The following is a 14,783-nucleotide window of genomic DNA, read 5'->3' as shown; positions in this document are numbered from 1 at the left end:
TTGGTTTTGATTTTACTGCCAATTATTATATGAAATTCCAAGACGTGCTACTTTAGTTGTTTAAAAAAAGGAAACAGTTTTCTCCTGTAAATACCGTCTTAAAATTAAATAGCTGTAATTTTGAAAAATAATTTAAGAGCAACATTTTGAAAACATATTTAGATATTGAAAACTGGCCTAGAAAAGAGCATTTTAATTTTTTTAGAAAATTTGAAGAACCTTTTTTTGGTGTAACCGTAGAAATTGATTGTACTAAAGCCTATCAAACTTCAAAAAAACTGGAAAGCACTTTTTTTATTTATTACCTCTACAAAACGTTAGTGGCAGTGAATACAATTGAACCTTTTAGGTACCGAATTTCAGAGGATAAGATTATTATTTACGATAAAATTGACGGTTCAGCAACGATAGGAAGAACAGATGGTTCTTTTGGTTTTTCATGGATAGAATACGATGCTGATTTTGAAATTTTTACCGCCAATGCGGTATTAGAAATAGAACGGGTTCAAAATGCATCAGGCCTTTTTACTCGTGCTTTTGATACGGATAATGTAATTCATTTTTCGGCAATTCCATGGATTAATTTCACATCCCTTTCGCATGCCCGCAGTTATACTTTTCCCGATAGTTGCCCAAAAATTTCATTTGGAAAAATGAGTACTAATGAAGCTGGGAAAAAAACGATGTCAATGTCAATACATGTTCATCATGGATTAATGGATGGTTTGCATGTAGGGCAATTTGTAGACTGTTTTCAAGAGTTAATGAATCAATAGTCTTTTCTTTTTTGTAACTTTATAGAAAACATTTAGTTATGCTATCAAAAAATATTGAATCCGCACTGAACGATCAGGTTCGTATTGAAGCTGAATCTTCGCAAACCTACCTTTCAATGGCTTCATGGGCAGAAACTCATGGACTAGAAGGGATTTCTAAATTTATGTATGCACAATCAGATGAGGAACGCGTACATATGTTGAAGTTAATTAAATTTATCAACGAACGTGGTGGACATGCTCAAGTAACCCAACTAAAGGCTCCCAAAACAACCTATCTCACTTTTCAGGAAATGTTTGAAGAGTTGTATAAACACGAAGTTTTCGTTTCGGAATCGATTAATGAATTGGTTCATATTGCTCTTTCCGAAAAAGACTATGCGACTCATAACTTCTTACAGTGGTATGTTGCTGAACAAATAGAAGAAGAAGCGCAAGCTAAAAACATACTAGATAAAATACATTTGATAGGAGATGACAAGGGAGGTTTGTATTTGTTTGATAGAGATATCCAACAATTAACGGTAAATAGTGTGACTTCAGGTCATTCGAAGTAAGAGACTCTTAATTTCTGAATTATAATTGCTTTCTTAATTTTAACTCTTTACAAATTGAGTAAAAAGGATAAAAATAAAGCCAAAAAAAAGGATAAAAAAAAACTCCTTAAAAAAGATAAGTCTGATAAAGGGTTAAAGAAAAAGTGTTGTGAGAACTACAAAGACGGAGAAGATAAGCGATGTAAACGTTGCCCTAGATTTGATCAACGATAAGTAAGAACTATTTTAGTGTCCCGTCCTAAAAAAGCGATACAGATTATTAGCTAAAATTAAATATTAAACAGTAGCAAAAACGTTTTTGCTACTGTTTTTTGTTTTATAAGTTCTCATCTTCGTTTTGTTTTGAGAATGCATTTGGTTTGGAGTCAGCATAAAATTCGAATAATGAGGCCTAAGTCCATTGTAAATAGTAACTGATTCCTTGACAATTTGATTTGTTATTTTTGCTCCTTGATTGTATTTATCAATGCTAAATTCTTGTTTTAAAATTCCATTTATTCTTTCTGCAACAGCATTTTCATAAGGATCTGAATTTTGTGTCATGCTGCATAAAACCCTTTTTTTGATGAGCTCTTCTTGGTATTCATTGGCACAATATTGAATTCCTCTATCAGAATGATGTATCAATGGTAAATTAAAATTCTTTCTTTGCTTAAGAGCCATTTTTAAAGCCATTACACTACTTTGAGTATTTAAGTTGTTAGCCACAAAATACCCCATTATCTTCTTTGAATAAGCATCGGTAACCAAACTTAGGTAGCAAGGATTATCTCTTTTTCCAATGTACGTGATGTCTGACACCCAGACTTGTTCAGGCCTGTTTATCTCTAAATCTAAAATTAAATTCTCGTGTTTTCTAAAACGATGATGGGAGTTAGTTGTTATATGATAAGAACGTTTTGGCTGTATTAATAAATGATTGGCTCTTAGTATATCAAAGAATTTATCTCTGCCTATTTTTATCAATAGGAGTTTGTCTGACAAAAGATAATATAGTTTTCTAGTGCCTATTCTAGGCATTATTTTTCTGATAGCATCAACCATCAAAATAACCTGTTCTGTTTTATCTTGTTTAACTATTTTTCTTCGAATTCTTCGATAATAAACCTGTCTGTCTATCCCGAACAAATAACAGGTAAATGCTATTGTTTGTTGTTCTTTTGTCTTGAAATAATCGATTGTTCGGGTACAGAGTTTTTTCGGATATCGATTTGATATTCTTTTTCTGCTAAATCAATCATCATATCAAACAGGGTAGCCTTCTTGTCTGCAACAAAAGCCTGTCGCTCCAGGAATGCCTTTTGTTTTTCTAGAAGCTTGACTTGAACTTCAAGCTCCATAATCTTTTGTTCGGGTGTTTTTTCCATCTTTGAAGGGATTTGGTTCTCCCAATCAAAGTTACCAAATTTAATTAGCCATTGTACAACTGTCTTTCTACATTGAATACCGTAATTCTTTGTTGCTTGGCTAACTGTAAGTTGTCCTCGTTCTATTTCTTGAACGATTTCTAATTTTAAAGACATAGTGTAGTCTTTTTGCGTACGCTTTAAATAGCGCGTTTGTTGTAATGATTCCATAGGATACTTTTTTGTGTATCGCTATTTCAGGACTAGACATAGTTTAAATAAAAAACCATCGACTAGTATCGATGGTTTTGTGTTTATTGACTTGTTAAAAAATAGTTCTTAAATAAAATTACTTTCCTAATAAAAGGAGTTCCGTTACCACTACCTCGGTTACATAGCGTTTTTCCCCATTTTTATCGTCATAGCTTCTGTGGGTTAATTTTCCTTCAACAGCAATTTCCTTCCCTTTAGTTACGTATTTTTCAATTATTTCGGCCGTTTTCCCCCAAGCTATTAGTCTGTGCCATTGGGTTTCCTCTACTTTTTCTCCCTTGTCATTTTTATAGGACTCATTCGTCGCTAATGTAAAATTGGCTAGTTTTTTTCCTCCGTCAAAATTTTTGATTTCAGGGTCGTTTCCTAGGTGTCCGATTAACTGTACTTTGTTTCTTAATGCATTCATGGCGTGTAAATTTTAAATGTTATTGTTAAGTGTAAAAATCGTGCCGATGTTTGTTTGTTTCGACATGGCAAAGATTCGACAATAACTAAAACTTATTCGGTTAGTATTCAATTACTTTCGGTTGTAAATATTTGTAAACGTTTGTAAACGGATAATAAATTCCTTATATTTGTCAAAAAATATTTACATATGCCAAGTACAATACAGTCTATTGAATTAAGAAATTTAAAAATAGAGGATTATAAAGAATTAAAAAAATCAATGATTGAGTCGTATCCAGAAATGGCTGAATCATTTTGGAAAGAAGAACAATTAGAGACCTTATTAAAAATATTTCCAGAAGGACAATTGGTAATTGTTGTTGATGGAATTGTAGTTGGCTCTGCATTATCTATTTTAGTTACAGAAGATTTTGCATTCAAGACTAGAACGTACAAAAATATTACAGGTAATTATACTTTTTCAACTCATAACCCTTTAGGAGAAGTTATTTATGGTATTGATGTTTTTATCAATCCTAAATACCGCGGACTTCGATTAGGAAGACGTTTGTATGATGTTAGAAAAGAATTGTGTGAACAATTAAACTTAAAATCAATCATTTTTGCAGGTAGAATTCCATCTTACGGAAAATATAAGGATGAAATTACTCCAAAAGTATATATTGAAAAAGTAAAGAAAAAAGAAATATACGATCCTGTTTTATCATTTCAATTAAGTAATGATTTCCATGAAGTTCGTGTGCTTAAGAATTATTTAGAAGGAGATACGGAATCTCTTGAGTATGCTGTTCTGTTAGAATGGAACAATATTTATTATGATGACAGTCCAAAGTTAATTAACACAACCAAAAGTGTGGTGAGACTTGGATTAATCCAATGGCAAATGCGTTCATTAGCTAATCTAGATGCGCTTTTTGAACAAGCTGAATTTTTTATTGATACCGTTTCGGGTTATGGAAGTGATTTTGCTTTATTTCCAGAGTTTTTTACTGCGCCCTTAATGGCTGACTTCAACCATTTGTCAGAAGCCGAAGCGATTCGTGAACTTGCAAAACATACAGATGCAGTAAAATTAAAATTTCAAGAATTTGCGATTTCCTATAATATCAATATTATCACGGGTAGTATGCCTTTCATAGAGAATGAACATGTTTATAATGTTGGTTTTTTATGCAAACGGGATGGTACAAACGAAATGTATCGCAAAATACACATTACCCCAAATGAAATTTTCCACTGGGGAATTACAGGAGGAGACACGATACAAACCTTTGATACTGATTGTGGAAAAATAGGAATTGTCATTTGTTATGATGTAGAGTTCCCAGAACTTTCTAGGTTAATGGCTGATGAAGGAATGAATATTTTATTTGTCCCTTTCCTTACTGACACCCAAAATGGATATACACGAGTAAAACACTGTGCACAAGCAAGAGCCATTGAAAATGAATGTTATGTTGCCATTGCAGGTTGTGTAGGTAATTTGCCTAAAGTAAATAATATGGATATTCAATACGCCCAAGCAGCTGTATTTACTCCTTCCGACTTTGCGTTTCCAAGTAATGGAGTAAAAGCGGAAGCAACACCAAATACGGAGATGACTTTAATTGTGGATGTTGACATTAATCTTTTAAGAGAACTACACGAACATGGAAGTGTAAAAATCATGAAAGACAGAAGACACGATTTATATAGTTTGAAAAAAATATAATAAATGAAAAATTGTTTAGAATGTGGTGAGAAAATTGTAGGGCGGGAAGATAAAAAATTCTGTAGTGATGGTTGTCGCAATGCCTATAATAACAAAATAAACAAAGACAACAATAATTTTATGCGCAATGTTAATAATAAATTGCGCAAAAATTATCGCATCCTACTAGAACTTAATCCCGATGGAAAGTCAAAAACAACCCGAGCTAAATTACTTAGTAAGGGGTTTGATTTTGAATTTTTCACTAACATATTGAATACTAAAACAGGAAATACCTACTATTTCTTGTATGATCAAGGCTATATGCTTTTGGACAATGATTTCTATATGTTAGTTAAAAAAGATATTTAATACCACAACACCCCAAATCCCCCAAGTATGAAAAAAGGTTTTTCCTCCCTGTTTTACATTTTGTTTATTCTTATTGTACTAGGAGTACTTTATTTTACAATGATGCCAAAATGGATTTCTAATGATGCCGTTCCACTATCTGAATTTTCAACTAATAGAGCTTTCACTCAAGTAGAAGCGATTTCAAAACAACCCCATTATGTAGGTTCGACCAATCACGAAAAAGTCGCTGAATACTTGCAACAAGAACTACATAAATTAGGACTAGAAACATCTATACAAGAAGGATATACCTTAACTGACTGGGGAAACTTAGTTAAATCTAAAAACATCTTAGCCCGAATAAAAGGGACTCAAAATACAAAAGCCTTATTATTGCTTACCCATTACGACAGTGCCCCACATTCGTCTTCTCGTGGCGCCAGTGATGCTGGTTCTGGGGTAGCTACAATTTTAGAAAGTTTACGTGCTTTTTTATATGCGAAAACACCTCATAAAAATGATGTTATTATTCTTTTTTCGGATGCCGAAGAATTGGGTTTAAACGGAGCCGCTCTTTTTGTAACAGAACACCAATGGGCAAAAGAAATTGGATTGGTTCTAAATTTTGAGGCGCGTGGTTCTTCAGGACCTAGTTATATGCTTATGGAAACAAACGGGGGTAACGCTGGGTTAGTAAAAGAATTTGCTGCTGCGGGGGCACCAATGCCAGTAACCAACTCTTTGATGTACAGTATTTATAAAATGCTCCCTAACGATACTGATTTAACTGTTTTTAGAGAAAAAGGAAACATTCAAGGGTATAATTTTGCATTTATTGATGATCACTATAATTACCATACCGCTCAAGATGATAGTAGCCATTTAAATAAAAACACATTGGCACATCAGGGAAGTTACTTGATGCCTTTATTGCATTACTTTTCGAATGCGGACTTAAACAGCACTCAAATTGCAAATGACGATATCTATTTCACCATTCCTTACACCTTTATACATTACCCTTTTAGCTGGGTTTTACCAATGTTATTCATAGCATTACTTCTTTTTATGTTTTTAATTTTTATAGGAATTGCTAAAAGAATTTTAACTTTTTCAGAAATCATAAAAGGATTTGTCCCCCTTTTAGGTTCAATACTAACTGCTGGATTGGTGACCTTTTTTGGATGGAAAGGACTCTTGATAGTGTACCCGCAGTACAACGACTTACTCAATGGCTTTACCTATAATGGGCATGCTTATATTGCTGCCTTTGTGCTATTAAGTTTAGCCACTTGTTTTGCATTTTATCAAAAATTGTCTGTTGAAAAACGCACAATGAACCATTATGTAGCTCCTTTGTTCCTGTGGCTTGTTATTAATGGATTTATTGCTTTCTATTTACAAGGCGCTGGATTTTTAATTATTCCTGTATATTTTGGAATTTTTGTTTTTGGAATTTTTATCATCACACAAAAATCGAGTCTACTTTTAAACCTTATTTTAATTATCCCTGCTTTATTGTTGATTGCGCCCTTTATTCAAATGTTCCCTATAGGATTAGGGTTGAAAATTCTTTTTGGAAGTGCGATTCTTACGGCATTAACTTTTGCATTGTTATTACCAGTTTTTGGGACTTTTGTTAAAAAGGGAAGATGGGCAGTTGTCTTTTTATTACTTTCTATCGGATTTTTTGCGAAAGCACACTACGAATCAGGCTATGAAAAAGGCAAAGCCAAATCGAACAGTTTGGTTTACATTTATGACGCAGATAAAAATAAAGCCCATTGGGTTACCTATGATAAAAACCTAGATGTTTGGACTAAAAGCTATTTGGGTGAAAACCCAAAACATGCAACTTCTTGGGCTGAAACTCCGTTGTTCAGTAAATACGATTCTCAATTTACTTACGCCACGGAAACGCCTGTGAAAGAATTAGCAAAACCTACCATTGAATTTCTAAAAGACAGTGTAGGTGGAAATCACCGCTATTTTAAAATTAAAATCAGTCCCAATCGTACCGTTAATCGCTATGATATTTTTGCTAATGAAAAAATAGTATTTTATGATTTTAAAGCCAATGGAGCAAAACAACTAGAACAAAATGGATCAAAGATGAATCGCAACGGTAAGAAAATTCTAAGTTATTATGTAGTTAATAACGAACCGCTAGAGATGCAATTTGCCATAGATAAATCAGGGCTGTTTGATATGCAGCTTTTAGAAAGCTCTTTTGATTTAATGTCTAACCCATTATTTAAGATGACTCCAAGGGCGCCCTGGATGATGCCAACTCCCTTTGTTTTAAATGATGCTGTAGTGATTAAAGAAAGAATAAAACCCTCTCCTAAAGTGATTGAAGTTCCAATAATTATAGAGACAATTAAAACGGTCCAAAGAACGCCAGTTTTAAAAGTAAAGGATAGTTTAAGTGTAGAGCAATAATTCTATTTTTTAAATATTTATTTGATTTTAAAGTCTAAAATTAACCGCAAATTCACCAATTAAAGCTGTGAATTTGCGGTTTTTAATTTTAGAATAAAACTAAAAATGACACTAAAATTTTTATCGAAAATCCTTTCGATTTATACTACTTTTGTATTCTCTATTTAAGTTAAAAATGAAACAAATTAGCATTCTAGGTTGTGGTTGGTTGGGTTTGCCTTTGGCGAAAGCTTTAGTTGAAAAAAAATTTATTGTAAAAGGCTCAACAACTTCAGTAGAGAAACTTTCTACATTAGAAAATGCAGAAATTCAACCTTTTTTGTTGGCTCTTGAAAGCGAAAGCGTTCCTGATGCTATTCCTGCTTTTTTTGAAGGAAGTGAAACACTTATCATTGCCATTCCGCCCAAATTAAGAGGAAAGAACAAGGATTATTCGGATGCCAATAACAATTCATTTGTGAAAAAAATAGCAGGTCTTTTACCTTCACTCGAAAAGTCTTCTGTTCAACAGCTCTTGTTTATTAGTTCAACAGCTGTTTATGGCGAGGCCAATGCTGTAGTTGATGAACATACAAAACCGATACCCGTAACTGAAAGTGGCAAACAATTACTAGCAATAGAAGAATTATTAGTAGAGAATACTCATTTTAAAACGACCATTTTGCGTTTTGGAGGTTTAATTGGCAATGATCGTCATCCTGCCCGATTTCTAGCTGGGAAAGAAAATGTTGACAATCCTGAAGCACCTATCAATCTAATTCATCAAGATGACTGTATTGGTATTATCTTGAAAATTATTGAAACTAATATTTGGGGCGACACCTTCAATGCAGTTACTCCATTTCATCCTTCAAGAGAAGAATATTATACTCAAAAAGCATTAGAAGATAACTTAGTCCCACCACAGTTCAATCACGAAAAAGGGTCGGTAGGAAAAACGATATTAAGTGATAAATTAGAACAAACACTTCATTATTCATTTGCAATAAAACAGTTATAGAGTGATAAAAAAAATTCAAAATTCATTTTCAAATAAGATTAATGAAATTGGCTTGCCTATTCTAGCACTTTGTGTTGTGTGTTTTTTTTGGGGAACCACTTGGATTGCTTCAAAAGAAGGAGTGAAGCATATGCCTGCTTTGCAATTGGCAGGAATTAGACAGTTCATTGGTGGGTTACTTTATGTTTGTTTTTTTCTTTATAAAAAAGCACCTTGGCCTAAAGGGAAACAGTGGAAAACAATTATCATATTGAGTTTGCTTAATTTTGCATTGAGTAACGGTTTGAGTACTTGGGGAGTTAAATATATTAGTAGTGGACTGGGTGCAATTATAAATGCTGTTTTTCCTTTATGGATTGTGATTATTACTTTTTTTAGAGGAGAGAAATTAGCTAAACAGGCTATATTAGGTTTGATAGTAAGTTTTGGTGGTGTTTGTGTTATTTTTTACGATCATCTAACTGATTTCTTGCAGCCTGATTTCAGATTTGGAATTCTACTTTCAGTAATATCTACGATAAGTTGGGCTTTTGGAAGTTTATATACTAAGAAAAAAGCGGCCACTTTTAATCCTTATTTCAGCCTCGGATTACAAATGCTTATTTCCAGTATTTTCCTTTTGACGATTACTGGGGCAACAGGAACGGGGGTGAATATAACATCAATTCCAGTAAATTCTTGGTGGGCAATTGCATATTTGGTAATCATTGGATCGGTTATAACCTTTATTGCATTTATCTATATGCTACAAAAATTGCCGCCTGAAATAAATAGTATTTATGCTTACATTAATCCTATTGTAGCGGTGCTATTAGGTGCATTTATCTTTGGAGAACTACTTACAATGGCCATTGCTTTAGGTGGAGCAGTTACGCTTTGTGGCTTGTATATGGTGAATCATTCGATACGAAAAGCCCGTAAAATAGCCTTGGAAAATATAGCATAAAAACATGTTTACTTATAGATACAAAAAAACCCAAGTTCTCACTTGGGTTTTGATTTTATAATACTTTTTCTTACCAGATTTTAACTCTTTTTTCGGGTTCAATATACATACCGTCTCCTTTTTTTATTCCAAATGCATCATAGAAAGCATCCACATTTTGGATAGGTACGTAAGCACGATACATTCCTGGAGAATGCGGATCCGTTTTTACTTGATTTTTTAAGGCTTCATCACGGGATTTAGTTCTCCAAACTGTTGTCCAAGCAATAAAGAAACGTTGTTGCGGTGTAAAGCCATCGATAAGACCTGGGTTTTTATTGTCTTTTAAATACAATTGTAATCCATCATAAGCTGCATTCACGCCTCCCAAATCACCAATGTTTTCTCCCAAGGTAAATTTACCATCTACATGAACTCCTGGTAAAGGTTCTAAAGCACTGTATTGATCCGCAAGTGAAGTTCCTAGTGCAGTAAATTCTTTTAAATCATTAGCAGTCCACCAGTCTACTAGGTTTCCATCAGCATTGTAACGCGCTCCTGAATCATCAAATCCATGAGAAATTTCATGACCAATAACGGCGCCTATTCCGCCATAATTTACGGCTTCATCTGCTTGGTAGTTATAAAATGGAGGTTGTAAAATTGCTGCTGGGAAAACAATTTCATTATAAGAGGGATTGTAATAGGCATTTACCGTTTGTGGTGACATGTACCATTCCGTTTTATCTACTGGTTTGTATAGTTTGTCAATATCTTTTTGAAAGCTCCATCTTGCTAGATTTTTTGAATTTTCAAAATAACTACCACCATCAGTAACTGCTTTAATATCTAATTTGGAGTAATCCTTCCATTTGTCAGGATATCCAATTTTGATGGCAATCTTACTTAATTTTTCAATTGCTTTAACTTTGGTTTCTGCTGACATCCAAGTTAAATCATTAATTCGATTTTGATACGCAATAATAATGTTTCTAATCATTTTCTCCGCTTTTGCTTTTGCTTCAGCAGGAAACATTTTTTCAACGTATAATTTCCCTAAAGCTTCTCCCACAGATCCATTTACGGTTTGTAGTGCTCTTTCTTCTCTTGGTCGTTGCTTAATTGCACCAGTTAATGTTTTACCATAGAAATCAAAATTGGCTGATTCAATTGTAGTAGAAAGTAAGCTAGTAGATTTGTTTAATAATGTCCATTTCATGTATTCTTTCCAAGCTGTAACATTATTTTCTACAAGAATAGTTTGCAATGCTTTCATGTATTTTGGCTCTGAAACTATAACTGTGTCTAATTTTGTAAAACCAAGACCTGAAAAATAATTTCCCCAATTTATTAGCGGAGTTATTTTTTGTAATTGAGCAATAGTCATTGGATTGTATTGCAATCTTCCGTCTCTACGTTCTACTCTGTCTAAACGTGGTTTTGACAATTCAATTTCCAAGGCTAAAATCGCACTAGCACTTTCTTTGGCTTGCTCTGGAGTTTCTCCTATGAATTGTAGCATTCGAGCAATATGTAATTCGTATTTTTGTCTTTTTTCTTTCGTGTCTTTCTCTTCTGATGTATAATAATCTTTATCAGGTAACCCTAATCGAACTACTCCTAAGTTAAGTGCGTTTTTAGAACTGTTTTTATCATCAGCTCCTACACTTACTCCAAAAAAACCAAGGCCACCAATGGGTTCCATTTCAATCAATACTTTCTGAAGGTCTTGAGAGTTTCTTATTTTATCTATTTTGGCTAAGTAGGGTAATAATGGAATGATATCTTGTTTGTCTCTGTTGACTGTGTCTAAAATTGAATTGAAAAGATTAATCGCTTTTCCTTGATCTGTGTTGAACTTATATTTAGGATTTTTTGCAGCTTCTTTCAAAATGGCAAGTGCATCTTTATCCGTTTTTTTAAGTAATTCATTAAAACTTCCCCAAGAAGTTCTATCACTTGGAATTTCTGTTTTGTCTAGCCAAGCTCCATTTACAAATCTAAAAAAGTCATCATTTGACCGAATGCTTTTGTCCATATTTGAAACATTAATCCCAGGATTTTGATGTACCGGAACGTTTTGAGCCTGAATGGTCGCTAATCCAAAAATTGCAGGAATCGTAAAGAAAAGAGTGTTGTTGAAATATTTTTTCATTTTTATAATGGTTTAGACTGATACACAAACATATCAATAATATTTTAAATAAGATGTTAAAATTAACATGTAGTCGATGTTTTGTTAAATAATCTATCCAAAGGCTTTTTTTGAATAACATTATTTCTCCCAGTTATAATGTAAATGGTTGAAAATTATAATACTAATTTTATTAGAGGAGTCGTTTTTCAACTTCTTTTAATAGGAAAACAACTGTTCTAAACAAAAAAATGACTAACTTTATTCTGCAAGAAGAACTTCATTCTTAGAAATAATTTAGCAGTATTGTGTCAAACTCAAATAGGAAATACGATAAAGCTATTTTTGAAAAAGATAAATTTAATAAAAATAGGGATTGACAACGTCTACCAACAAAATGCTCCAAAGTTGATGACTATTTAAAATGCAACTATAAACAAATATTTTATAGAGTTGGTCGAGATCTATCAGGCAAAACTGAAGTGACTATTTTAGTCAACGAATATCAATTAGTAATAAAAAAAGGAACGATGAAAAAGTCTTTATTTATTATATTGGTTCTCACAGTAAATATTGCATTTGCACAACAAATAGTAACTGGGGTAATAAGTGATAAAACAAACAGGCCTATTGAAAGTGTAAAAGTCAGTGTGAAAAATACGGCCCTAAAAACTTTTACAGATGCCGCTGGTAAGTATTCTATTGAAGTGCCAGAAACGTATAGTACCCTTGAATTCACTAAAGAAAACTATAAAGATCAAGTAGTCGAAATTACCAATGATGTTATAAACATAACTATGTCTTTGATTACTGATGTTGATTTATTTGAACTCAGTTTGGATGAACTAATGAATATTGAAGTGATAACAGCTTCGAAAAAACCACAGAATCAAAAAATTGCACCTGCAACAATTTATGTAGTCACCGAAAAAGATATTATAGAAAAAGGATATTATGATTTAACCAGTTTATTAGAAAACATTCCAGGTGTGGTCCCGATAAGAACTGACCATTTTACTTTTGGAGGACAACGAGGTTTTCTAAGTAATTTTTCACAAACACTACTGTTAGTCAATGGGAGAGAAATGCAAAATTTATTTGCTTCCGAGACTTTTATTTCAACACAATTTGCAACGCATAATATAAAGCAGGTTGAAATTCTGCAAGGTCCTGCATCAGCCCTTTATGGTGCAAATGCTTTGGTTGGTGTAATTAATATTATCACAAAAAATGACTCTTCTGATTTTAATAAAACGGAGTATCACACTGAAATTGGAACACAAGGAACACAATCTCAGAGTATTGTTTTTGGGAAAAATTTTGCTGATTTTCGTATTAGTGGTAGTTTTCGATATTTTCGATCTAACCTTTGGGATTACAAAGACTTTATAAAAGACACCGTAAATTTTAGACAAGCAGTTCCTACTAAAGCATTTCCTGTAAATCAAGAATTTAAAAAGAGAAGTTGGTCACTTCCTTATGCTGCCAAAATTTCTTACAAAGGGTTTTATGTGGGAATTGAAGGGTATGAGCTTCAAGGAAGTAAAGGACTTGAAAACATTTCATTAGATTACACAAATCAAAGTGATTTCCGTGAATTGGCCTTGTATTATGCAGGTGTTGAAAAAAACATTACAGCTAAACTTAAAATTAATTCAGAAATTCAATTTTATAAAGAAAGATTTTGGGGAGTGAACTACACTTTTGATAATGTAATCTATGACACTATGGTAAAAAACGGACATAATCCGGAATTTCCCCTTACTGAACAAGAAATTAAAGACAATTTTATGATGGCTTATTCACAACAATCGAGCTCGGGTTCAAAACGATATAAAGGAAATGTACAATTAGATTATGAACCGAGTCAAACGTTATCTATAATCGGTGGCTATACTTTTGATGAGTTTGATTTATTAGGTTTAGCTCTTTCTACAGAGCGATTAAACCCTAGTTTTGATGAAACACGTTCGATCGAAAATAGTATGCGTAAACCCTTTTATCGTCAGTATAAAAACTCATTATTTTTACAATTGCAAAAAACACTATTTGATAAATTATACGTTACGCTAGGTGGACGATTTGACTATCACAATATTTATAAATCTATTTTTACCTTTCGTAGTGGTTTAGTTTACACCCCTTTTCAAAAAACGTCTATTCGATTTCTTTTTGGGCAGGCTTTCCGTGAACCTAATATTTTTGAACTGGGTGCTTCCTCAGTAAATAATGTTATTAACGAGCTTAATCCAGCTAAGATGAATACTTTCGAACTTGGAATAAATCAATCGTTTACAAGTAATTTGATAGCTAATGTTGTTGCCTATCGAAATACAGCAACAAATTTTATTGAGCCTACAGAAACGGGTGGTTTCGTAAATTCTGGTAAAATAATAAATGTCTTTGGTGTTGAGAGTCAATTATTTTATAAAACAGGAAAAATCAGAACCGAAATAAGTTATTCCTATGTTAGAAAAGATGCTGATGAATATGCAGGTGTTAGCACGGTAAATCTAGGTGTTTATCCACATAGAATAACTGGAGGCTTGACGTATAATATAACAGAGGACTTTACAGTCAATTCTAGAATAAATTATTATTCAGAAATAAAAGCAAAACACGGTAATAAAGACATTAATGAAATACTGACGATCCCCTCTTTTTCTAAAGTTGATCTGACATTTTCGTACACAAAAATAAAAGTCTATGATGTCGAAATTACTACACAATTACTGGTTACGAATGTGTTTAATACCCAATTTTATCAACCCAACGTAAGGATAGGCGGGCCAAAACAATTTTTACAGCATGGAAGACAACTATTTTGCAATGTAATTGTTAAATTTTAACAACGAAAAAAAGAATTCAAGAATAT

12 protein-coding genes are annotated in these 14,783 nt (G+C 32.9%); 8 read left to right on the top strand and 4 right to left on the bottom strand.

The features are described 5' to 3' along the window. The first annotated feature begins 146 nt into the window (after window positions 1–146). Both AB3G39_RS01790 and AB3G39_RS01785 read left to right on the top strand, forming a co-directional pair. Entirely contained in the window at window positions 147–776 is a 630-nt protein-coding gene (locus AB3G39_RS01790; protein ID WP_369765866.1) for a CatA-like O-acetyltransferase, read from the top strand. 38 nt (window positions 777–814) lie between these two features. Continuing rightward, window positions 815–1,333, top strand: a complete 519-nt coding sequence (locus tag AB3G39_RS01785; RefSeq protein WP_367756400.1) for a ferritin — start codon at window positions 815–817, stop codon at window positions 1,331–1,333. A gap of 276 nt (window positions 1,334–1,609) precedes the next feature. Here AB3G39_RS01785 and AB3G39_RS01780 read toward each other — a convergent pair whose 3' ends face one another. The 3 genes from AB3G39_RS01780 to AB3G39_RS01770 form a co-directional block, all read right to left on the bottom strand. Next, on the bottom strand, window positions 1,610–2,461 hold the full coding sequence (locus tag AB3G39_RS01780) for an IS3 family transposase (protein WP_369765865.1): 852 nt from the start codon (window positions 2,459–2,461) through the stop codon (window positions 1,610–1,612). Window positions 2,462–2,475: 14 nt separating this feature from the next. Beyond that, window positions 2,476–2,910: a transposase gene (locus AB3G39_RS01775; RefSeq protein WP_369765864.1), complete on the bottom strand. Its 435-nt coding sequence runs from the start codon at window positions 2,908–2,910 to the stop codon at window positions 2,476–2,478. Between the two features lie 118 nt (window positions 2,911–3,028). Next, window positions 3,029–3,361, bottom strand: a complete 333-nt coding sequence (locus tag AB3G39_RS01770) for a single-stranded DNA-binding protein (RefSeq protein ID WP_367756402.1) — start codon at window positions 3,359–3,361, stop codon at window positions 3,029–3,031. 189 nt (window positions 3,362–3,550) lie between these two features. Here AB3G39_RS01770 and AB3G39_RS01765 point away from each other — a divergent pair, with 189 nt between their 5' ends. The 5 genes from AB3G39_RS01765 to AB3G39_RS01745 all read left to right on the top strand — a co-directional run bounded on the left by AB3G39_RS01765 (window position 3,551) and on the right by AB3G39_RS01745 (window position 9,795). After that, on the top strand, window positions 3,551–5,074 hold the full coding sequence (locus AB3G39_RS01765; protein WP_367756404.1) for a carbon-nitrogen hydrolase family protein: 1,524 nt from the start codon (window positions 3,551–3,553) through the stop codon (window positions 5,072–5,074). A gap of 3 nt (window positions 5,075–5,077) precedes the next feature. Next, window positions 5,078–5,425, top strand: coding sequence for a hypothetical protein (locus tag AB3G39_RS01760; RefSeq protein ID WP_367772934.1), 348 nt, complete (start codon window positions 5,078–5,080; stop codon window positions 5,423–5,425). Between the two features lie 27 nt (window positions 5,426–5,452). Beyond that, entirely contained in the window at window positions 5,453–7,849 is a 2,397-nt protein-coding gene (locus tag AB3G39_RS01755; protein ID WP_369765863.1) for a M28 family peptidase, read from the top strand. Window positions 7,850–8,024: 175 nt separating this feature from the next. Next, the gene (locus tag AB3G39_RS01750; RefSeq protein ID WP_367772936.1) at window positions 8,025–8,849 is read left to right on the top strand and encodes an SDR family oxidoreductase; all 825 of its coding nucleotides are present in this window, start codon (window positions 8,025–8,027) and stop codon (window positions 8,847–8,849) included. Window position 8,850: 1 nt separating this feature from the next. After that, window positions 8,851–9,795, top strand: coding sequence for a DMT family transporter (locus AB3G39_RS01745; protein ID WP_367772938.1), 945 nt, complete (start codon window positions 8,851–8,853; stop codon window positions 9,793–9,795). A 70-nt stretch (window positions 9,796–9,865) separates the two neighbouring features. Here the strand turns inward: AB3G39_RS01745 and AB3G39_RS01740 are convergent, their stop codons facing one another. Further along, window positions 9,866–11,929 carry a M13 family metallopeptidase gene (locus AB3G39_RS01740; protein WP_367772941.1) on the bottom strand — a complete coding sequence of 688 codons (2,064 nt, stop codon included), beginning with the start codon at window positions 11,927–11,929 and terminating at the stop codon, window positions 9,866–9,868. Between the two features lie 509 nt (window positions 11,930–12,438). Between AB3G39_RS01740 and AB3G39_RS01735 the strand changes: the two genes are divergently transcribed. After that, window positions 12,439–14,757, top strand: coding sequence for a TonB-dependent receptor domain-containing protein (locus AB3G39_RS01735; protein ID WP_369765862.1), 2,319 nt, complete (start codon window positions 12,439–12,441; stop codon window positions 14,755–14,757). Window positions 14,758–14,783 lie beyond the last annotated feature (26 nt).

The sequence above is a fragment of the Flavobacterium sp. WC2416 genome, from assembly GCF_041200095.1.
Taxonomy (GTDB): Bacteria; Bacteroidota; Bacteroidia; order Flavobacteriales; family Flavobacteriaceae; genus Flavobacterium.
Note: the sequence above shows the minus strand (reverse complement) of the source record. Positions and strands in the feature narration are given on the sequence as shown.